Annotated in this window: 18 protein-coding genes and 1 riboswitch; of the genes, 7 read left to right on the top strand and 11 right to left on the bottom strand. The window is 61.3% G+C overall.

Translation table 11 applies throughout. From position 1 onward, the window contains the following. Positions 1 to 45: 45 nt before the first annotated feature. The 4 genes from K0P33_RS03685 to K0P33_RS03670 all read right to left on the bottom strand — a co-directional run bounded on the left by K0P33_RS03685 (position 46) and on the right by K0P33_RS03670 (position 2831). On the bottom strand, positions 46 to 654 hold the full coding sequence (locus K0P33_RS03685; RefSeq protein WP_094950989.1) for a YqiA/YcfP family alpha/beta fold hydrolase: 609 nt from the start codon (positions 652 to 654) through the stop codon (positions 46 to 48). 204 nt (positions 655 to 858) lie between these two features. Then, positions 859 to 1674, bottom strand: a complete 816-nt coding sequence (gene cpdA / locus K0P33_RS03680; RefSeq protein ID WP_094953741.1) for a 3',5'-cyclic-AMP phosphodiesterase — start codon at positions 1672 to 1674, stop codon at positions 859 to 861. A 99-nt stretch (positions 1675 to 1773) separates the two neighbouring features. After that, positions 1774 to 2223, bottom strand: coding sequence for a DUF1249 domain-containing protein (locus K0P33_RS03675; protein WP_094953740.1), 450 nt, complete (start codon positions 2221 to 2223; stop codon positions 1774 to 1776). Continuing rightward, entirely contained in the window at positions 2214 to 2831 is a 618-nt protein-coding gene (locus K0P33_RS03670; RefSeq protein ID WP_094953739.1) for an NUDIX domain-containing protein, read from the bottom strand. Before K0P33_RS03670 ends, K0P33_RS03675 begins: the two co-directional genes overlap by 10 nt. Before the next feature lie 194 nt (positions 2832 to 3025). Here K0P33_RS03670 and K0P33_RS03665 point away from each other — a divergent pair, with 194 nt between their 5' ends. Then, on the top strand, positions 3026 to 3772 hold the full coding sequence (locus tag K0P33_RS03665; RefSeq protein ID WP_242154086.1) for an RsiV family protein: 747 nt from the start codon (positions 3026 to 3028) through the stop codon (positions 3770 to 3772). On the opposite strand, the gene cytX is transcribed toward K0P33_RS03665, so the two are convergent. Beyond that, positions 3741 to 5030 carry a putative hydroxymethylpyrimidine transporter CytX gene (cytX, locus tag K0P33_RS03660; protein ID WP_242154084.1) on the bottom strand — a complete coding sequence of 430 codons (1290 nt, stop codon included), beginning with the start codon at positions 5028 to 5030 and terminating at the stop codon, positions 3741 to 3743. The genes K0P33_RS03665 and cytX overlap by 32 nt on opposite strands. 136 nt (positions 5031 to 5166) lie before the next feature. After that, on the bottom strand, positions 5167 to 7071 hold the full coding sequence (gene thiC / locus K0P33_RS03655; protein WP_094953736.1) for a phosphomethylpyrimidine synthase ThiC: 1905 nt from the start codon (positions 7069 to 7071) through the stop codon (positions 5167 to 5169). A gap of 148 nt (positions 7072 to 7219) precedes the next feature. After that, positions 7220 to 7325: riboswitch (TPP riboswitch) on the bottom strand. Between the two features lie 196 nt (positions 7326 to 7521). Here thiC and K0P33_RS03650 point away from each other — a divergent pair. Further along, positions 7522 to 8961, top strand: a complete 1440-nt coding sequence (locus tag K0P33_RS03650) for a TolC family outer membrane protein (protein ID WP_094953735.1) — start codon at positions 7522 to 7524, stop codon at positions 8959 to 8961. 120 nt (positions 8962 to 9081) lie between these two features. Here K0P33_RS03650 and waaA read toward each other — a convergent pair whose 3' ends face one another. Together waaA and K0P33_RS03640 are read right to left on the bottom strand one after the other, a co-directional pair. After that, entirely contained in the window at positions 9082 to 10359 is a 1278-nt protein-coding gene (gene waaA / locus K0P33_RS03645; RefSeq protein WP_094952882.1) for a lipid IV(A) 3-deoxy-D-manno-octulosonic acid transferase, read from the bottom strand. Between the two features lie 23 nt (positions 10360 to 10382). Further along, positions 10383 to 11273 carry a LysR family transcriptional regulator gene (locus K0P33_RS03640; RefSeq protein ID WP_094952883.1) on the bottom strand — a complete coding sequence of 297 codons (891 nt, stop codon included), beginning with the start codon at positions 11271 to 11273 and terminating at the stop codon, positions 10383 to 10385. A gap of 103 nt (positions 11274 to 11376) precedes the next feature. Here K0P33_RS03640 and K0P33_RS03635 point away from each other — a divergent pair, with 103 nt between their 5' ends. From K0P33_RS03635 to K0P33_RS03620, 4 genes are read left to right on the top strand one after another with little or no spacing between them, the layout of a single operon-like run. After that, a complete protein-coding gene (locus K0P33_RS03635) occupies positions 11377 to 11712 on the top strand; it encodes a multidrug efflux SMR transporter (RefSeq protein WP_094952884.1) in 336 nt (111 codons plus the stop codon). 55 nt (positions 11713 to 11767) lie between these two features. After that, positions 11768 to 12943: an FAD-dependent oxidoreductase gene (locus tag K0P33_RS03630; RefSeq protein ID WP_242154082.1), complete on the top strand. Its 1176-nt coding sequence runs from the start codon at positions 11768 to 11770 to the stop codon at positions 12941 to 12943. Beyond that, positions 12940 to 13752 carry an aldo/keto reductase gene (locus K0P33_RS03625; protein WP_094952886.1) on the top strand — a complete coding sequence of 271 codons (813 nt, stop codon included), beginning with the start codon at positions 12940 to 12942 and terminating at the stop codon, positions 13750 to 13752. The genes K0P33_RS03630 and K0P33_RS03625 overlap by 4 nt, the downstream gene beginning before the upstream one ends. Positions 13753 to 13793: 41 nt before the next feature. Beyond that, positions 13794 to 14762, top strand: coding sequence for a metal ABC transporter ATPase (locus tag K0P33_RS03620; RefSeq protein ID WP_094952887.1), 969 nt, complete (start codon positions 13794 to 13796; stop codon positions 14760 to 14762). A 136-nt stretch (positions 14763 to 14898) separates the two neighbouring features. On the opposite strand, the gene K0P33_RS03615 is transcribed toward K0P33_RS03620, so the two are convergent. The 3 genes from K0P33_RS03615 to msbA form a co-directional block, all read right to left on the bottom strand. After that, the gene (locus tag K0P33_RS03615) at positions 14899 to 15834 is read right to left on the bottom strand and encodes an NAD-dependent epimerase/dehydratase family protein (protein ID WP_094952888.1); all 936 of its coding nucleotides are present in this window, start codon (positions 15832 to 15834) and stop codon (positions 14899 to 14901) included. Then, entirely contained in the window at positions 15827 to 17251 is a 1425-nt protein-coding gene (hldE, locus tag K0P33_RS03610) for a bifunctional D-glycero-beta-D-manno-heptose-7-phosphate kinase/D-glycero-beta-D-manno-heptose 1-phosphate adenylyltransferase HldE (RefSeq protein WP_242154081.1), read from the bottom strand. The genes K0P33_RS03615 and hldE overlap by 8 nt, the downstream gene beginning before the upstream one ends. 218 nt (positions 17252 to 17469) lie before the next feature. After that, positions 17470 to 19275, bottom strand: a complete 1806-nt coding sequence (msbA, locus tag K0P33_RS03605) for a lipid A export permease/ATP-binding protein MsbA (RefSeq protein ID WP_094952891.1) — start codon at positions 19273 to 19275, stop codon at positions 17470 to 17472. Between the two features lie 159 nt (positions 19276 to 19434). On the opposite strand from msbA, the gene K0P33_RS03600 reads away from it, so the two are divergent. Further along, positions 19435 to 21294 carry an O-antigen ligase family protein gene (locus K0P33_RS03600; RefSeq protein ID WP_094952892.1) on the top strand — a complete coding sequence of 620 codons (1860 nt, stop codon included), beginning with the start codon at positions 19435 to 19437 and terminating at the stop codon, positions 21292 to 21294. The last annotated feature ends 28 nt before the right edge of the window (positions 21295 to 21322 follow it).

Here is a 21322-nt window from a genome sequence, read left to right as displayed (position 1 = left end):
GGGGTCTCGTCGTGAGTCGTTCGATTAAAAAGTAACCTGCGATTCTTACAGTGAAGAAAAATCGAAGGATTGATACTGATCTGCGCCAATGCCGGCAAAGCTCAACATGGCCGGTATTTGCTGGGCAAAGCCCTGGTAACCGTGGTCGCCACCGGCCTGGATGCGTAAAGCACAGGCCCGGTAATACTGCTGGGCGAGGCGATAGTCCAGGGTTTCATCCCCGGTTTGCAACCATACCTGGTAACGCGAGGCGTCCTGCGGAGCCGGCACTTCCAGTTCGGCCAGGGCCTCGACGTGGTCGTGGGTCAGTTCCCAGGTTTCATCGGTGTAGAGGTTCTTCTGGGTGCCCAGGTAACCGTCAAACATCCGATGCGGGCTGACCGCCGGGTTGACCAGCAGCGCCTTGAGGCCATGGCGTTCGGCAAGATGGGTTGCATAGTAGCCGCCGAGTGAGCTACCTACCAGCAGTGGCCGCCCCAGTTGCTCAATGGCTTCCTCCAATTGAGGAATCGCCTGACGCGGATGGTGATGCAGGGCCGGCACGCGTAATTGGTCGGCCAGGCCGAGGCTGTCCATCACGGTGCTCAACTGGCTGGCCTTGTTGGACGCAGGCGCGCTGTTGAAACCGTGGATATACAAGATCGAAGCAGACATGCCGGGCTCTCCGTGCGTCAGCCAAAGAGGCGCAGTTTACAGGGATCGCAGGGGTGTGTGAGGCCCTCTATCTAAAGGACACAGAAGATCCACTGTGGGAGCTGGCTGGCCTGCGATGGCGGTGTATCAGTCACACATTGGTTAACCGGCATACCGCAATCGCAGGCAAGCCAGCTCCCACATTTTGATCTGTGTTTGCAGCGTTTAATAGCCGTTGCTGCCGTAATCGATGGTGAACGCAAAGCCTTTGACCCGCTCTACCCCGGTCTCTAACCGTCCGTCGGCATGCAGGCGCAGCCACCGGTAACCCGGCGCTTGCTCGCTGACCTTGAAATCCTCGCTGCCCGGCGCGAACTGGATACAGGTAGACGGCGACGCCAGCAGGCGCACGCCGTTGCGGTCGCGGTCGATCTCCTGGTGCACATGGCCCCAGAGCACGGCCTTGACCTGCGGGAAGCGGTCGAGCACGGCAAACAAGGCCTCGGGGTTACGCAGCCCGATCGGCTCCATCCACGCAGACCCGATGGGCACTGGGTGATGGTGAAAGCACACCAGATGGTGCTGGCCCGGCGCTTCGCTCAAGGCTTGGGCAAGCAATTGCAGTTGCTGGTCTTGCAGGTAGCCCGGCACCGAGCCGGGCACGGCGGAGTCGAGCAGGGTGACGCGCCAGTTACCGATGTCGACCACCGGCTCCAGCAGATCACTGTGCACAGCGGCATGCGCCATGATCTGCGGCTCATCGTGGTTACCGGGGATCCAGCGCGCCGGGGCGTCGATCTGCCGGGTCAGGTCGCGAAACTGTTGATAGGACTCAAGTGTGCCGTCTTGGGACAAGTCCCCCGTGGCCAGCACTAAATCGATGTGCGGCTGCTGCTCGCGCACCAACTCGATCACCCGCTGCAGGCTTTCGCGGGTGTTCATGCCCAGCAGCGTGCCATCGGCCTCGGCAAACAGGTGGCTGTCGGACAATTGCACCAGCAGCGCCGGCGCGTCAGGGTTCACGGTGGATACGCGGGACAAGGCGCTCTCCCAAGGCAATCACAGGAAATGGACGTTTGGCGCGATTATGCTGGGGCAGGACACAAAGAGGAAACCCAAGGAAGCAGATGCAGTTCACATCTACCGCACGACTTCGAACTCATGACCCAAGGCCAGGCAGTGGCTCAACCATTCACCGAGGAACACATTGAGCTGTGCTTTCTCATCGGGCTGGTGCATGAACACGTTTGGGTAAGGATAGATGCTGCGAAAGCGTCGCGCATGTTCGGCGCTGATCACTTCGGCCATGCGCGCATCGTGGTACACCTGCACTTCCAGTTGCGGCACCGGCAGCCACGGCAGGCTGTGCTCCTGGCGCACGCGCAAGGTGGTGGTGTACGGGCAGTTGACGATGACCTCCAGGTTCAGCACGCCGAGCATCTGGTCGCCGTGGGTCACCGCAATGCGCCGCGCCTCGGGCGTGTGGCGCATGTCGGGGAGCAAGCGCATCAGCCGCGCATAGTTGGCCTCGCAGGCGGCTTGCAACCCGATCAGGTCGACTCGATAACGTTCCCGTGCCTTTACTGCCATAACCCCCTCACTTCCGCGCGATTAAGCGCAAGCCATTGCAGGGCGATAATGCTGGCTGCGTTGGAAATTTTGCCGTCACGCACCGCCTGCAGGGCATCTTCGAACGCCCAGGTGGTGACGCGGATATCTTCTGCCTCTTCTTCCAGTCCATGGACGCCACCCGCCCCGGCGCTGTCGCAGCGGCCCAGGTACAAGTGCACGAATTCAGTACTGCCACCGGGCGACGGGAAATATTTAGTGATCGGCCACAGCGCGGAGAATGTCAGCCCAGCTTCCTCCTCGGCTTCGCGGTGCGCAACCTCCTCCGGCTCTTCATCCTTGTCGATCAGGCCAGCGACCATTTCAATCAACCAAGGGTTGTCGGTACGGCCCATAGCGCCGACACGGAATTGCTCGATCAGCACCACTTCATCGCGCTGCGGATCATAAGGCAGCACGCACACTGCGTCATGACGAACGAAGACTTCGCGATTGATCACCCGGCTCATGCCGCCATCGAATTTTTCGTGGCGCAGCTGCACGCGATCGAGCTTGTAGAAGCCCTTGTAGGCATTGTCGCGCTGAACAATCTCGATGGTGTTCGGCGTCGATTTGGCAATGTCCGTCATATTCTTCCTCGTTAAGGCCGTGCAATTGGCGCCATCCTAACGCGCCCATGCCGGTTGGTGCAGCCCCTTTGCAGTTGCCGAGATAGACGGCGGGCGTCAAACTCACTCTAATCAGCTTAGTGGCGAACTGACGGCTTTGTTCGCAGTCGAAGCGCTACTCTTTTTCGCTTTCCATCGATTTCCGAAGGACGCACATGTCGCTTTTAAAAATCGCCTCCATGGCCTGTATTGCCTTGACCCTGGGTGCTTGCCAGAGCCTGTTCCAGCCAAGCTACCTCAAGCCGCTGGACACCCAACAAGATGCCTCTGAGCAGATCAAGCCTGGCTGCGGCAGCCCCGACTGCCCGTTAGTGAACATTGATACCGTGCACTTCCCCAGCGAGCCGCAGCTCGACAGCCTGGTGGAACAACGCCTGCTGCAGATGACCCGAACCACCCCCGGCGCCAGCGTGCCGCCGACCCTGAACGCTTACCGGGACACGTTCCTGCGCGAGTCTGCCGACCGCCACAGCATGTACTTGCAGGCCAAGGTACGTGAGCAGCATGACGGACTGGTGATCATTGAAGTCTCCAGCTACCTAGACACGGGTGTCGCCCAAGGCCAGCCCGGCCGTGGTTTCATCAACTACTCACGCGTGCTGCACAAAGAGCTAAGCCTGAACGACATGCTGTTGCCGGGCCAGGAGCAAGCGTTCTGGAACGCCGCCAAAGTCGCCCACAACAGCTGGCTGATCAACTCGCAGATGGACCGTGACCCGGCGTTCGTGAAGAACTGGCCGTTCCAGAAAACCCCGAACATCGCCCTCACCAGCAGCGGCGTGGTGCTCAAGTACAACGTGTCGACCATTGCGCCTTACGCATTGGGGCTGATCGAAATGACCATCCCCTATGCGCGCCTCACCGGCGTAATCAAGCCTGAACTGGCGCCCGCGCGCCACTGAAGGCCCGGCCCAAGATCAGTTGCAACAGCCCTGCCAGCACCAGCGCCGGCAGGGTTGCGCCGATGTCCGGATACAGGTTTGCCAGCACGTGATACGTAGCGATGCCACCCAGCCAGGCCACCAGCGCTGGCCTTTGCAGGTGGGCGACCGCGCCCTGGCCACGGCGGCGCAGGATAAAGTGATCCACCAGCACCACGCCGAACAACGGCGCAAACACTGAGCCAATCAGCAGGAGGAAGTTCTGGTACTGCGCCAACGGTGCAAAGCAGGCGATCAGGGTGCAAATCACACCGATGGCCAGCGCCAGGTGCTCGACCTTCCAACGCAGCAAAATCCCGCTGGACACCGCCGCCGAGTGAATATCGGCAAAGGCATTTTCCGACTCGTCCAACAGGATCAGCAACAGCGGAATGCCCAGGCCCGCACCCGCCAGCGCCAGCAACAACGCATTCACCTCGCCACTTGGCGCAAACGCCAGCGTGTAAGCCACGCCCAGGCTCATCAGCCAGAAATTGCCGATAAAGAAGCCAAGGGCGGTGCCGCCGAAGACGTTTTTGGCGCGCTTGCCGAAGCGTGAGTAGTCGGCGATCAGCGGCAACCACGACAGCGGCATGGCGATGGCGATATCAAACCCCACCGCAAACGGCATCGAGCCGTCACCGGCCGTGGCCCACAGTGCAGCCAGGTCGGCCTTGGCGAACAGGTTCCAGGTCAGCCACAGGCAGGCGGCCAGCAACAGCCATATGCCCCATTTGCGCAGGATCTGGCGCACAAACGTCAGCGGGCCACTGACGGCGAGCAACGTCGCCAAGCCGCCGAAAAACAGCGTCCACAGTAAAGGGCTGGCCAATAGGCTGCCTTCGCTGAAGGCTCGTGTGCCCAACACGCTGGCGGCATCGCGCATCACGATGATTTCGAACGAGCCCCAACCGATCAGTTGCAGCAAGTTCAGCAGCGCCGGCAGGCTGGCGCCCTTGGCACCGAGGCTAAGCTTGAGCGCGGCCATGGCCGACAGGCCGGTGTCGCTGCCAATCACGCCGACGGCGGCCAGCAACAGCACACCGACCAGGGTGCCGAGGAAAATCGCCAGCAACGAACCGGACAAGCCCAGGCCCGGTGCAAGCAAGGCGCCGGTTTGCAGGACCATCAGGCCGATGCCGAGGGAAAACCACAGGGAAAACAGGTCGCGGGCGCCGAACACGCGTTTGTCGCTCGGCACCGCTATATCAGGAGAGTAGGTACTCGGTTGAATGCTCAAGGGTGTTATCTCTGAGGGGCATGATCGTTCCCACGCTCTGCGTGGGAATGCCGCTATGGACGCTCTGCGTCCGCCTTTGTGACGCGGAGCGTCACGGGATGCATTCCCACGCAGAGCGTGAGAACGATCGTGGGTGTCAGACCTTTTTGTACAACTGGCTACCTTCCTGCTTGAACCGCTGCGCCTGCTCGGCCAAGCCCTTGGCCACGTCCACATCCACCGCTTCAATACGCTGGTTGGCCGCGTACTCACGCACTTCCTGGGTGATTTTCATCGAGCAGAATTTCGGCCCACACATCGAGCAGAAATGCGCGACCTTGGCCGAGTCCTTCGGCAAGGTTTCATCGTGGTACGACCGCGCCGTGTCTGGGTCCAGGCCGAGATTGAACTGGTCTTCCCAGCGGAACTCGAAGCGCGCCTTGCTCAAGGCGTCATCGCGAATCTGCGCACCCGGGTGCCCCTTGGCCAAGTCGGCCGCATGTGCGGCGATCTTGTAGGTGATGATCCCGGTCTTCACGTCATCCTTGTTCGGCAAGCCCAGGTGTTCCTTAGGCGTGACGTAGCAGAGCATGGCGCAACCGAACCAGCCGATCATCGCCGCGCCGATGCCCGAGGTGATGTGGTCGTAGCCCGGCGCAATGTCGGTGGTCAACGGGCCGAGGGTGTAGAACGGCGCCTCGTCGCAGCATTCCAACTGCTTGTCCATGTTCTCCTTGATCAGTTGCATCGGCACGTGGCCGGGGCCTTCGATCATGGTTTGCACGTCGTGCTTCCAGGCGATCTTGGTCAGTTCGCCCAGAGTTTCCAGCTCACCGAATTGCGCGGCGTCGTTGGCGTCGGCAATCGAGCCAGGGCGCAGGCCGTCGCCGAGGGAGAAGCTAACGTCATAGGCCTTCATGATTTCGCAGATTTCTTCGAAATGCGTGTAGGCAAAGTTCTCTTTGTGGTGCGCCAGGCACCACTTGGCCATGATCGAACCGCCACGGGACACGATGCCAGTGACGCGTTTCGCGGTCAGCGGCACGTAGCGCAGCAACACGCCGGCGTGGATGGTGAAGTAGTCAACGCCCTGCTCGGCCTGTTCGATCAGGGTGTCGCGGAACAACTCCCAGGTCAGGTCTTCGGCGGCGCCGCCGACTTTTTCCAGGGCCTGGTAGATCGGCACAGTACCGATCGGCACTGGCGAGTTGCGGATGATCCACTCGCGGGTTTCGTGGATGTGCTTGCCGGTGGACAAGTCCATGATGTTGTCCGAACCCCAGCGAATCCCCCAGGTCATTTTCGCCACTTCTTCTTCAATGGACGAACCCAGGGCGCTGTTGCCGATGTTGCCGTTAATCTTCACCAGGAAGTTACGGCCAATGATCATCGGTTCCAATTCGGTGTGGTTGATGTTGGCCGGGATGATTGCGCGGCCACGGGCGATTTCTTCGCGTACAAATTCGGGCGTGATAATTTTCGGCACGCTGGCGCCGAAGCTGTGGCCAGGGTGTTGCTGCTCAAGCAGGCCGTTGGCGCGAGCTTCTTCAAGCTTCATGTTTTCGCGGATGGCGACGAATTCCATCTCCGGCGTGATGATGCCTTTGCGCGCGTAGTGCATCTGGCTGACGTTGGCGCCGGCCTTGGCTCGGCGAGGGTTTTGCAAGTGGGCAAAACGCAGCGACGCCAGCTCCGGATCGTTGAGGCGCTCCCGACCGTAGTGGGAGCTCAGGCCTGCCAGGCGCTCGGTGTCACCGCGCTCCTCAATCCATGGCGAACGGATATCGGCCAAGCCTTTGCGCACATCAATGATGACGTTCGGGTCGGTATAAGGGCCGGAGGTATCGTAGACCACCACGGGGGCGTTGATTTCGCCACCGAGATCGGTGGGTGTCACGTCAAGACTGATTTCCCGCATCGGTACGCGGATGTCTGGCCGAGTGCCTTGCACATAGATTTTTTGCGAGCGGGTAAACGGCTGCACGGAACCGGAATCGACCTTGGCCGACTCACTCAAGTGCACGGTGTTTTTCAGTTTTGTACTTTTTATTTCTGTGCTCATCACGGGCTCTCCAACTATCCAGGTGGTGGATTTTTGTCGGAGCGAACCTGTGACGGATGGACGCACTGAAACCAGTGCTGTGCTTGACGCACAAGAGCTGTTCGATTGTCGAACAACATCCCGGACGAAGCACAAGAGGACTCGCCGGGTGACGAGAAATCTTGTTCCCTACGCAGGCGCTAACCTGATCAGGTTCAACGGGATCCGGTATTTACCGATCTCAGCCTTCCAACAAGGCACCCCGACAAGAACGCGGCCAGTCTAGACCATGGCGTGGGCAAATTGCCAATAGCGGTGCATTCAGCGTGATGAATGGCGTGATTGCGGGATTGTTGCGCCGGGTCAGCGCCACTACACTCGGGCACTGCCACAATGCTTGACGCCAGGAATGGCCAGCCTTAGCCTTGGGCGCTAAATTATCGCCGTAATATTCACACTAGGGATCGCCTCATGCTGCGCAAACTCTCACTGGCTCTTGCCGTGTCTTGTGCGACCAATGGAATGGTCTGGGCAGCTGAAGCGCCCTTGTCCGCCAACACCGATTTGGTCAGCGTCTACCAAGAAGCGGTGAACAACAACGCCGACCTGGCCGCCGCCCGCGCCCAATATGGCGCGCAAAAAGAAGTGGTGCCCCAGGCCCGCGCCGGCTTGCTGCCGAACCTGTCGGCCGGCGCCGACAGCAACAACGTGCGCACCCAGATCAACCAACCGGCGGCCACCGCCAACCGTGACGCCCACTCCTGGCGTGCGACCTTGAGCCAGCCGCTGTTCCGCGCCGACCGCTGGTTCCAGCTGCAAGCCGCCGAAGCCGTCAACGAACAAGCCTCCCTGCAACTGTCGGCTACCGAACAGAACCTGATCCTGCAAAGCGCCGAGAACTACTTCGCCGTGCTGCGCGCCCAGGACAACCTGGCCTCGACCAAGGCCGAAGAAAACGCCTTCAAGCGCCAGCTCGACCAGTCCAACGAACGCTTTGACGTGGGCCTGTCGGACAAGACCGACGTGCTGCAATCCCAGGCCAGCTACGACACCGCGCGCGCCAACCGCATCGTCGCCCAGCGCCAGGTGGACGACGCCTTCGAAGCGCTGATCACCCTGACCAACCGCGAGTACAACGCCATCCAGGGCATCGTGCACACGCTGCCGGTGCTGCCGCCGGCGCCGAATGACGCCAAGGCCTGGGTCGAAACCGCCGGCCGCCAGAACCTCAACCTGCTGGCCAGCAACTACGCGGTCACCGCCGCCGAAGAAACCCTGCGCCAGCGCAAGGCTGGCCATTTGCCGACCCTCGACGCCGTGGCGCAATACGAAAAGGGTGACAACGACGCGCTGGGTTTCAGCAACCCCAACCAACTGCCGATCCCTTACGGCGGTGATGTATCGCAACGCACCATCGGCCTGCGCCTGAACATCCCGATCTACAGCGGCGGCCTCACCAGCTCGCAAGTGCGCGAATCCTATTCGCGCCTCGATCAGAGCGAGCAGCAACGCGAAGGCCTGCGCCGCCAAGTGGTGGAAAACACCCGCAACCTGCACCGCGCGGTGAACACCGATGTGGAACAGGTACAGGCACGCCGCCAGTCAATCATCTCGAACCAGAGCGCGGTGGAAGCCACGGAGATCGGTTATCAGGTGGGCACGCGCAACATCGTCGACGTGCTGGATTCACAGCGCCAGCTCTACTCGTCGGTGCGCAACTACAACAACAGCCGCTACGACTACATCCTCGACAACCTGCGCTTGAAGCAGGCCGCGGGCACGTTGAACCCAGGGGATTTGCAGGACCTGTCGCGTTACCTCAAGGCTGATTACAACCCGGACAAGGACTTCCTGCCGCCAGACCTGGCAAAAGCGGCTGCCGAGCAGCTAAAGGCCCGCCCCGGCTACTAAGCACAGCGCAAAACCAATGTGGGAGCTGGCTTGGCTGCGATGCAGGCACCGCGGTGTATCAGTTACACCTGGGTGATGCTATCGCAGGCAAGCCAGCTCCCACATTTGGATCAGGTTGGGTCAGTGATTGATCAGCCTGTCCAAGCCATCCAGCAAGCGCTTGAGCGCGCCCTGGTTGGCCTGCATCACCGCAAGCCCCGCCTCTGCCATCTTGCACGCATCCTGCGGCAGCTCGAACAGTTGCCGCACAGCCTCGGCCAAACCCTCTGCATCATCCACCTCACGCAACGCCCCCGCCTCGCGCATCATCGCGCTGATTTCGAGGAAGTTGAACAGGTGCGGCCCCATGATCACGGGCTTGGCCAGCGCTGCCGGCTCCAGCGGGTTGTGCCCGCCGGTGGGCACCAGGCTGCCGCCGACAAAGGCGCTGTCGGCCAGGGCGTAGAGAAACAGCAGCTCGCCCATGGTGTCGCCGAGCAGCACCGAGGTGTGCGCGGTCACGGGCTCACCACTGGAGCGGCGCACCGTGGCAAATCCTTGGTGCGCGCATAATTCAAACATCGGGCCGAAACGTTCCTGATGGCGCGGCACCAGAATCAATAGTGCATTGGGATAGCTGTCGAGCAACTGGCGATGGGCAGCCAGCACCACGTCGTCTTCGCCTTGATGGGTGCTGGCCGCGATCCACACCGGGCGCTCGCTGGCGCCCCATTGCTCACGCAACGCGGCGGCGCGCACCGCAAGCTCGGGGTCGATGGTCAGGTCGAACTTGATCGAACCGGTGACTTCGACGGTTTCCGGGCGCGCGCCCAGGCTCAGGAAACGCTGGGCTTCGGTGTGCGTCTGTACCGCGAACAGGCTCATTTCAGACAGCATGGGCGCGGTGAGTTTGGCGAACCGCGCATAGCCTTTGGCCGAACGCGCCGACAACCGCGCGTTGGCCAGCGCCACCGGAATGCCGCGCTGGGCGCAAGCGTGGATGTGGTTAGGCCACAGCTCGGTTTCCATGATCACCGCCAGCTTGGGTTGCACGCGATCGAGAAAACGCTTGGCGGCGCAGGGCAAATCGTACGGCAAGTAGCAGTGCTGAATGCGCGGCTCATTGGCGAACAGCGCCTGGATGCGCTCGGACCCGGTGGGCGTCATGCAGGTGACGGTAATCGGCAACGTCGGATGGCGCGCCAGCAGCCCGCGAATCATCGGCGCGGCGGCGATGCTTTCGCCCACCGACACGGCATGCACCCAGATGCCACCGGGCTGCATGACCGGCAGGCCGTAGGAAAAGCGTTCGCCGATGCGTTTGGCATAGGCCGGCGCCTTGCGCGCACGCAGCCACAAACGTAAAGCCACCAGCGGCAGCGCCAAGTAAAACAGACAGCTGTAGAGAGTTCTATTCATGGCGGCGGAGTTTATCGGCTTTTTCAGTCGATCGCCTGCAAGCACTCGGCAAATCGTTCGGCCAGGAAGCGCGCAGCGGGGCCCAGGTGTTCGTCACGGCGCCAGACCAGCTCCACGACTAGCGCAGGCGGCGTCCATTCGCTGTCCAGTTCAACCATTTGTTGTTGATAAGTGGGGTACTGCACGATATGCCGCGGCAGCCAGGCCCAGCCCAGGCCACTCATCAGCCATTCGGCCAACACGTAGAAACTGTCGGCGCGCCACACCAGCGGGCTGGCGGCTTCGCTGCCGGGGTAGACACTGGTCTGGGTCGACATCAGCAACTGGCGGAACTGCGCCAAGTGCTGGCACGTCACGTACTTCTCCTTGGCCAGCGGGTGATTCACGCCGCACACCGTGACCATTTCCACACTGCCCACCACACGCCGCTCAAGGGCTTCGGGGATTTGGTCGTGATAGAACAGCAAGCCCAGGTCAGCCTTACGCTCCACCAACTTGCGCGCCACATCGCCCTGAGCGGCGCTGGACAGCTGCACTTCCAGCAGCGGATATCGCCCGGCCAGTGCCTCAAGGCTGTCGAGCACCGGTTGGAACAGCATGGCTTCGTCCTGGGCCAGACGCAGGCAGGCTTCCTCGCCGCGCGTCAGCGACAACGCGCGGCCATTGAGCCGCTCACACTGGCGCAACACTTCGCGGGCTTCTTCCAACAACACACTGCCGGCTTCGGTCAGGCGCGGCTGGCGGCCACTGCTACGGTCGAACAGGCTCAGCCCAAGGTCGGCCTCGAGCAGGGCAATGCCATTGCTCACCGCCGATTGCGCCTTGCGCTGGTCGCGTGCCACCGCCGAAAATGAACGCTGTTCGGCGACACTGACAAACAGGCGCATCTGTTCCAGGTTCCACTGCACGCTCATGGCTCAACCCATCTTTAAATCGGATAGGTAATGACTTTACCCCATCTTTCCAAGCGTTAGAATGCCGACCTTATCAAGCACGCATCGCACCGAGGATTACCCCATGAATGTCGCTTACCTCTATTTGGCCATTGCCATTTGCTCGGAAGTGGTCGCGACCGTTTCCATGAAAGCCGTCAAGGGCTTGAACACGCCGATCCCATTGCTGCTGATGATTGTGGGGTATGCCATAGCGTTCTGGATGCTCACCCTAGTGGTGCGCACGGTGCCGGTGGGCATCGCCTACGCGGTCTGGGCAGGACTGGGGATTGTGATGGTCAGTGTCGCCGCGCTGTTTATCTACGGCCAGAAGCTGGATATCCCGGCGATGCTGGGGATGGGCCTGATTGTGCTGGGCGTGGTGGTGATTCAGCTGTTCTCGAAAACCGCCGGGCACTGATCACCGCTCAACAGCCTGTATACTGCGCCTCTTGTCTTGAACACTGAGGTCGCCCATGCCATCCGTTATGTCCACCGACGTTCTGATTGTCGGCGCCGGGGTTGCCGGCCTCTGGCTCAATGCGCGCCTGCGCAGCCAGGGGTTTTCCACGGTGTTGGTGGAAAGCGCCACCTTGGGTGGCGGGCAAAGCGTGAAGTCCCAAGGGATTATTCACGGCGGTGCGAAATACGCCCTGCACGGCGCCCTCACCGGCGCCTCCGAAGCGATTGCCGACATGCCGCGCCGCTGGCGCGAAGCCCTGGCCGGTAACGGCGAGTTGGACCTGTCCGGCGTGCGCCTGCTGTCCGAGGCCCACTACCTGTGGTCGCCTGGCACACTCGCCGGCAACCTCACCAGCTTCTTCGCCAGCAAAGCCGTGCGTGGCCGTGTCGACCAAGTCAAAGGCGATGAGTTGCCGCCGGCCCTGCAAGACCGCCGCTTCAAGGGCAAGGTCTATCGCCTGGCGGAGTTGGTCGTCGATGTGCCCAGCCTGATCGAACGCCTGGCGCAATTGGCCGGTGACGGCTTGCTCGCCGGGCAACACATCGAACCGCTGTTGGAAGGTGACACCTTGGTCGGCTTGAAGGTGGATGGCCGCGAGATCCGCGCCCAGCGCATCGTATTGAGCGCCGGTGGCGGCACGGCTGATCTGCTGAGTGCACTGGGCCTCAGCCAGCCAGCCATGCAAAAGCGCCCGCTGCATATGATCATCGCCAAAGGCCCGGGCCTCAAACCGCTGTACGCGCACTGCCTGGGCGGCGGCACCAAGCCGCGCCTCACCATCACCACCCACCCGGCCGCCGATGGTAACTGGGTGTGGTACATGGGCGGCGACATCGCTGAAGCCGATGGCGTGGCACGCACACCTGAAGAACAGATCGCCACTGCGCAAAAAGAGCTGGCGCACTTACTGCCGTGGATCGACATGAGCCAAACCCAGTGGGCAACCCTGCGCGTCGACCGTGCCGAGCCGCTGCAATCCGGCCTGTCCCGCCCCGACAACGCCTTCCTCGCCGAGCAGGGCCGCCTGTTGGTGGGTTGGCCGACCAAACTGGCGCTGGCGCCGGACTTCGCTGACCGCGTGCTCAGCGCCCTGGAACGCGACGGCATCCGCCCACGTGCTACCGAAGCCCTGCCCGAACTGCCAAAACCGGCCCTGGGCCAACCTGCCTGGGAGCAACTGTTGCCATGAGCCTGCCTACCCTGCACGACCTGCATCGCCCGCTGGGCAGCACCGGCTTGCTGGTGTCGCCACTGGGCCTGGGCACCGTGAAGCTGGGCCGCGATCAAGGGGTGAAATACCCCAGCGGCTTCCAGATTCCGGATGACGATGAAGCACGAATGTTGCTGCGCCAGGCCCGCCAGCTGGGCATCAACCTGATCGACACCGCACCGGCCTATGGCCGCAGCGAAGAACGCCTGGGGCCGCTGCTACGCGGCCAACGCAAGGACTGGGTGATCGTCAGCAAGGTCGGCGAAGAGTTTGCCGATGGCGTGTCCCATCACGATTTCAGTGCCGCCCATACCCGCATGTCGATCGAGCGCAGCTTGAAACGACTTGAAACTGATTTTATCGACCTGGTGCTGGTGCACTCCGACGGCAACGATTTGCATATCCTCAACGATTGCGAGGTGTACCAGACCCTGGCGGAGCTGAAAAAAGAGGGCAAGATTCGCGGTTTCGGCTTCTCCGGTAAAACCGTCGAAGGCGGCGTGAAGGCTCTGGAACAAGGCGATTGCGCCATGGTCACCTACAATCTGAACTCACGGTGCGAGAAAGCCGTCATTGATTATGCAGCCGCACACGGCAAGGGCATTTTGGTGAAAAAGGCCCTGGCCAGCGGCCACGTGTGCCTGGAGCCAGGAATGGATCCAATTCAAGCCAGTTTCATCTTGTTGTTTGCGCAAACGGGCGTCGCCAGTGCTATTGTCGGGACCATTAATCCGCTGCACCTGGCCCATAACGTGGCGACCGCTGCCAAGGTCATTCGTCAACTCTGATGCCGCCCACGCGGCCGACCCCGTCGCAAGAAGGAGCCGACATGCCGCGCACGCTCATTAGAAAAAACCCCAGCAACTTTAAAACACTGCCGCTGCACGTCGAAGCCACCCCCGAAGGCCTGAGTTACCAGAGCGTGGGCATGCCGCTCAACTTTGCCCAGACCCTGCAACGGCGCAAGCCGGTGGAGGTGGCAGACCCCGAGCGTTTCGCCCTGGAACTGGCGAACCTCGGCGTGTCGGTGCGCCTGACCCTGCATTGGCAAAACAAGGATTACTGGGTGCTGGTGCGCCAACGCCGCCAGGACCGTGGCGATGTGGTGCTCAAGCTGATCTCCGGCTACGTCCCTGCCCATGAGCTGAACCTGCCGCTGCACACCGCCATCCAGGAAATTGCCGAAGAATGCTTGCTGGAAACGCCAGAAGGCTGGCTGGGCGGGCGCTTTAACGACACGTGGCTACCGGCGCCCTACTCCGCAGCCCTGCATTACCGCGAAGCCCTGCCATTTCGCCTGAGCCCGTTGTCGGGCGCCGCACGCCCGGTGCGCTGCGCGACCATGCAATTGATCGAACGCCCACGGGCTTATGTGCACCTGCCGACCGCGTCGCTGCAATTGATTTATGACTTGCGTCTTGAGGTGCCGAAGGAAGCCAAATCCCTCAGCCTGTTTCACGTGGATGAGCGGCTCGAAGGCGACCAGTTGGTGGCGCGCCTGAACCGTCAGCGCCCGGACCTGTACCTGATGCCGCTAAAAGACGGCCAGCCGTTGGCTGAGCTGTACACGGTGAAGAAAGACCAACTGTATCCGGCCAGTACCCGCGGCCTGTACCTGGCCGAAAGTTTTGCCCAACAGGAAGGCTGGTTAGTGCGCGATGAGCGGATTCGTTGGAAGGATTGGCTGAGGCAGCAAGGGCTGGCTGAGCCTGAGAAGGAGTCGAAGCTCAAGCGCCTGACTGGCAAGGCGCGGCTGATGTTGCGCAAGATTGTGCCGAAGAAAAAAGCCAAGGGCTGATACCCGTCGATCGTTCCCGCGCTCTGCGTGGGAACGCCGCCCCGGACGCTCCGCGTCCTGATGTCAGCGCTTGTGCAATGTGACGCCGAGCGTCACAGGATGCATTCCCACGCAGAGCGTGGGAATGATCTGGTGCTCAGCCGTTGAGCAACCGCTCCAGCCCAACCTTCAACGGAGTAGGCTCAGGCAACTTGAAACTCGCCAGCAGCCGCTGATTGTTCGCCCGCGAATGCCGGATATCCCCCGAGCGCGCCGGCCCGTAAGTGATCGCGGGCAACTGACCCACCACCTCTTCCAGCGCCTGCAACACCTGCTTAAGCGTGGTGGTACGGTTCCAGCCGACGTTGATCGCACCCAGCGGTGCTTCAGGTGCCTCAATGGCCTGCACCAGCACATCCACCAAGTCTTCCACGTACATGAAGTCTCGGGTCTGCTCGCCATCGCCAAACACGGCAATCGGCACACCCTGCTGCACGCGCTCACTGAAGATACTGATCACCCCGGAATACGGCGATGACGGATCCTGGCGTGGCCCGAAGATGTTGAAGAAGCGGAAAACCACCGGCTCCAGGCCATGCTGGCGGCGGTAGAAGTCAAAGTAGTGCTCACCGGCCAACTTGTCGGAGGCGTAGGGTGTCAGCGGCGCCTTGGTGGTCGCTTCGTCAATCGAATCGCCCTCGCCGTTGTTGCCATACACCGCCGCACTGGAGGCATACACTACCCGCTTGACCCCAGCCTTGCGCATGGCCTCGCAGACATTCAGGGTGCCGACGAAATTGCTTTGGTGAGTACTCACCGGGTCATCCACCGACGCCTGTACCGAGGCCACTGCCGCCAAGTGCACCACGGCGGTCACGCCAACGGCGGCTTGCGCCACCAGCTCGGCATTGGCCACGTTGCCTTCGATCAGTTGTACGCGCGGGTTGCCCAGCGGCAGATTGCTGCGCTTGCCGGTGGACAGGTCATCCAACACCCGCACGGCGTAGCCGCTGGCGAGCAAGGCATCAACCAGGTGCGAACCGATAAAGCCGGCACCGCCGGTGATCAGGACCCACTTATCAGCGTTACTCATTGTTGCGGATCTTCTCGACGATGGCCGTGGTCGAGCTGTTTTCAACCAGCCCCAGCACTTTGACCTTACCACCGTAGGCGCCGACGAGATCGGCACCCACGACCTGGTCGACGGCGTAGTCGCCGCCCTTGACCAGCACGTCCGGCTTGACCTGGGCCAGCAGGTTTTCCGGGGTGCCTTCAGAGAAGCTGATCACCCAGTCCACCGCGCCCAAACCTGCCAAGACTGCCATGCGTCGGTCGACACTGTTGATCGGGCGGCCCGGGCCTTTCAATCGGCTGACCGAAGCATCGTCATTGACCGCAACGATCAGGCGATCGCCTTGGGCGCGCGCCTGTTCCAGGTACGTCACATGACCGGCATGCAGGATGTCGAAACAGCCATTGGTGAACACAATGCTTTCGTTATGTGCGCGCGCATCGTCAATCGCCAGCAGCAACTGCTCGATAGTCAGCACTCCACGCTCGGAACCTTCGGAACGCTGGATAGCGCGGCGCAGCTCAGGTGCACTGATGGCCGCAGTACCCAGTTTGCCGACCACGATGCCCGCGGCCAGATTGGCCAGGGCCACGGCGTGGGGCAATTCCTCACCGGCAGCGATCGAGGCGGCCAGGGTGGAAATCACGGTGTCACCGGCGCCGGTGACGTCGAACACTTCACGGGCACGCGCCGGCAGGTGCATCGCCGGATGGCCCGGGCGCAACAGGGTCATGCCGTGCTCGCCACGGGTCACCAGCAAGGCGCCCAGGTCGAGGTCGGCCATCAACGTGGCGCCTTTGGTCACCAGTTCGTGCTCATCGGCGCAACCACCGACGATGGCTTCGAACTCACTGAGGTTTGGCGTGATCAGGCTGGCGCCCCGATAAATCGAAAAGTCCTTGCCCTTGGGATCAGCCAGTACCGGGATGTTGCGGGCCTTGGCGGCCTGGATGAGCATCTGGTGGTTCTTCAGGGCGCCTTTGCCGTAGTCGGACAAAACCAGCACCTTGATGCCTTCGAGCAAACTGTCGACCTGGTCGCTGAGGGCCAGGGCGTCGGTGGCGAAGGGTTCTTCAAAATCGATACGCAGCAATTGCTGGTGACGGCTCATGACCCGCAGCTTGACGATGGTCGGCTGATGGGCAATGCGCTGGAACAGCGCACGCACGCCGGCACCGCGCAGGCTGTTAGCCAGGCTGTCGGCGGCTTCGTCGTCGCCGGTCACACCCACCAAGGAGGCCGGGGCGCCGAGGGCGGCAATATTAAGGGCAACGTTGGCAGCGCCACCTGGACGGTCTTCGATTTGCTCGACCTTGACTACCGGTACCGGTGCCTCAGGGGAAATCCGTGAGGTACCGCCATGCCAGTAACGGTCGAGCATGACATCGCCGACCACCAAGACAGGGGCTTGATCGAATCGCGGCATGGACAACTTCATGGAGCAACCCACATACAAAATGAACAGGGGCGCGATATTAGCACAGGGTTACAGGAGGCTTGTGGAGGGCGTGACAGAAGATGTCGCGGCAGACACGGGAGTGAATCCGCTGATGAACACCTGTGGGAGCGGGCTTGCCCGCGATAGCGCTGAATCAGTCGAAACATTCGGTGACTGACACTCCGTTATCGCGGGCAAGCCCGTTCCCACAAAGGCCTTTAAGTAATATCGGCCGCTACGGGGGCATCCAGGCCCATGGCATGCAGGCGGGCGTAATAGCCGTTCTGCGCCAGCAGCTCGCCGTGGGTGCCGCGCTCGACAATTCGACCGTCGTCCATCACCAGGATCAAGTCGGCCTTCTCGATGGTGGACAGGCGATGCGCGATTACCAGGGTGGTGCGGCCCTGCATGACTTTGTCCAAGGCCGCCTGAATGTGCCGCTCGGATTCGGTGTCGAGGGCCGAGGTGGCCTCGTCGAGAATCAACAGCGGCGCGTTCTTCAGCAAGGCCCGGGCGATTGCCAGGCGCTGGCGCTGGCCACCGGAAAGCAGCACGCCGTTTTCACCGACCTGGGTGTCGAAGCCTTTTGGCAACTGGTCAATGAAGTCCTTGGCATAGGCATCCGCCGCCGCCGCTTCAACGTCCGCACGCGGCGCGCCGGCCAGGTCGCCGTAGGCGATGTTGTTGGTCACGGTGTCGCTGAACAAGGTCACATGCTGCGTTACCTGGGCAATGTGTTTGCGCAGGTTGAGCAGCTTGTAATCCTCAACCTCTACGCCGTCCAGCAGGATTTCGCCGCTTTCATGGTGGTAGAAGCGCGGGATCAGACTGGCGAGAGTCGACTTGCCGCTGCCGGAACGGCCCACCAGGGCGATCATCTGCCCAGGCTCAGCGGTAAAGCTGATGTCCTTGAGCACATGGCGTTCGGTGCCAGGGTAGGTGAAGTTCAGGTTGCGCACTTCCAGCCGGCCACTGACCTTGTCGCGCTCGAGGGTGCCGCCGTCGACTTCCTGCTCTTCGTCCAACTGCTCGAAAATGCTTTCAGCGCCGGCCACACCCTTCTGGATGGTCGAGCTGACTTCCGACAATTGGCGGATCGGCTTGGGCAGCAAGCCGGCCAAGGTGATGTAAGCCACCATGTCACCGGCCGAAGCGTCGCCGCGAAGGTAAAGCACCAGGAACATCAGCACCGCCATGGCAGTGTAGATCACCAGTTGCAGCAACGGGGTGTAGATCGCCCCGGTGCGGGTCATGCGCAGTTGCTTGTCGGTGTTGCCTTGGCTGGCTTTGAGGAAGCGCTTCTCCTCGTAGACTTCACCGCCGAAGCTGCGCACCACGCGATAACCCTGGATGGTTTCCGAAGCCACGTGGGTCACGTCGCCCATGGCCACCTGGATCTTCTTGCTCTGCTTGCGGAATTTCTTACTGGCCGTGCTGACCATCACTGCAATCAACGGCAGGATAGCGATCATCACCAGCGTCAGGCGCCAATTCATGTACAGCAGCGAGGCAAACAGGAAGATCACCGTCATGCCTTCGCGGATCACCACCTTGATAGCATCGGTCGCCGCCCCCGTGACCATGGTCACGTTGAAGGTGATGCGCGAAATCAGGTGCCCGGAGTTGTGGTTGTCGAAGTAGCGGTTGGGCAGCGTCAGCAGGTTGTTGAACAACTGCACCCGCAGGTCGTGGACCAGGCCCAAAGAGACCTTGGCCAGCAAGTAGTTGCCCAGGAACGAACCCAGGCCCTGCCAGGCTGCGATCAGAATGATCAACAACGGCACGGCTTGCAGCAATTGCAGGTCACGCAGGAACGGTACGTTGGGGAACAGCACCGCTTCAGGGTTGGACAGACCGTCGACGAAGTACTTGAGGATGTACCCCAGCATGGGCTGGGTCGACGCGAAAATCAGAAATCCGACGATACTCAACGCGAACAAGCCAGCGTAGGGCTTAACGTACATGAGCAGGCGGAAGTATATTTTCAAGCTCGAAGGGCTTGCGCTCGGACTGGAGTCGGTCATATCACGCGGCGTTTTGAAAAAGGAGGCTGACTTTAGCACAGCTTCTCTGTTGTACTTGCACCCGGCATGACCCTCGGCCCGGTTGGATCCAACCGACGACATTATATAGCCACTACTTTAAGATGGTCGGCTTTCTCTATTCTGGAATGGCTTTTCTGTATGCACTCCAAGCGCCTTACTTATGGCTCAAATCGCGTTTTCGACTTCGTGGTCCTATGGATTTTGCCCATTGGCTTATTGTTGCTGCTGAGCTCGCTGTTCTACGTCACTAATCGCAATGTAATGCACCGGTTCTACTACGGTTTCTTCAGTGTCCCGACCTTGCTGCTGCTGTGCTTGCGCCCCCAGGAACTCAAAGAGTTGCTGCGTGAGCCCTTAGTGGTCGCCCTCCTGGCATTTTGCGCCTGGGCGCTGACCACCGTGCTGTGGAGCCCTGAACCTACCGGCGACTCCAACCTGTTCAAGGTACCGCTGCAAACGTTCATGTTGTTTGCTGGCTGCGGGTTGCTGCTGCATTACCGCAACGAGCTGTTCAAGCCGGTCTTCTTCAGTGCCGCGGTGATTGCACTGGTGGTGTGCCTGGGCAACCTGGTGGCGTTCGCCAAAGGTTTTGAGCCGGGCATGCGCATGATCGGCGGCCTGGGCGCCCTCGACAACCCGCTGCTCAGTTCGCACCTGTTCGGCTTTTTCTGCGTGTACTGGCTGTACGTCTGTGTAACCACCAAACGCTTGCACATGCTCTGGCTCAGCGTTCCCGCCCTGGCAATCATGACCCTGGCAGTGCTGGCCACAGGCTCCAGGACGCCGTTGGTTGCGCTGGTTCTGGCGGTGCTCTGGATGGGCTTGCTCAGCCGCAATCGTCGTTCGGTGCTGATGGTTGCAGGCCTGATAGCGGCGGCCGCCGCATTGCTGCTGTTTTACCCACAACTGATTACCGAACGCGGCAGCTCATTCCGCCTGGAGATCTGGCGCATCATTCTGGGCCGTATCGCTGATCATCCATGGATCGGCCACAGCTACGACTCCGAACTCTACGTGCAGCCTGCGAACTACGACGGGACACTTCGCGAGCCCCACAACTTTGCCTTGGGCGTGCTGTATTACGTCGGCATCATCGGCTTTATCCCATGGCTCTTCATGCTCGGCTGGGGCTTGTACAAAAGCCTCAAAGAGCGGGCGCAGCCACTGTTTATCCTGGCATCGTCACTGCTGGCCTACGGCATCGGCGCCGGCCTGACCGAAGGCGGTGGCATTCTGTCGCGGCCCAAGGAGCACTGGTTTTTGCTGTGGGTTCCACTGGCACTGATCGCCGGCCTGAGCATCGCCCAACGCCGCCGCAGCCTGCTGCGCATGCCAGTAGCAACGCCCAAGCCACAGGCCTTTGAAGCGTTGTGCAACGGTGCCCACGTCATCGAGGAGGATGGTCTGGGCCCGAAGGTGCTACGCCTGGAGGACGGCAGCTTCCTCAAACTGTTCAGGGCGCGCCGCTGGTACACCTCCGGCCGGTTTAATCCCTATTCGGAGCGCTTCGCGAGCAACAGCGAACAGCTGCAGCAATTGAGTATTGCTTCGCCGCCCATCCTCGACCTGTACAGCTTGCAAGATGGCAGCAGCGCCGTGCGTTATCGGCCGCTGCCGGGCCTGACCCTGCGCCAGGCGCTGCAAAGCCTGGACGCCAGCCTGCGAGAGTCGCTGATCGAACGTTTTGGCCGGTTCATGGCACAGCTGCACGAACGCGGCGTGTACTTCCGCTCGCTGCACTTGGGCAATGTCCTGCTTCTGGAAGATGGTGAGTTCGGGCTGATCGACGTGGCCGACATGCGCATTTACCCGTCAGCACTGCGCAACACGCTGCGCCAGCGCAACCTGAAGCACATGCAGCGTTACCCGCAGGACCGCAGCTGGTTGTTCGAAACCCATTTTGAACAGTTGGCCAAGGGCTATGCGTCAGTAGCCTCGCCGCAAGCCACGGTTAAGCTGCGTGAGCAAGTGCTGACACTCGCGCGCCCCGGCGCCTAACAGCAAGCCTGTGCGCCCCAGGGCTGGG

Origin of the sequence: Pseudomonas sp. ArH3a (assembly GCF_022648765.1) — a bacterium.
GTDB lineage: Bacteria > Pseudomonadota > Gammaproteobacteria > Pseudomonadales > Pseudomonadaceae > Aquipseudomonas.
This window is presented reverse-complemented; position numbering and strand designations above follow the sequence as displayed.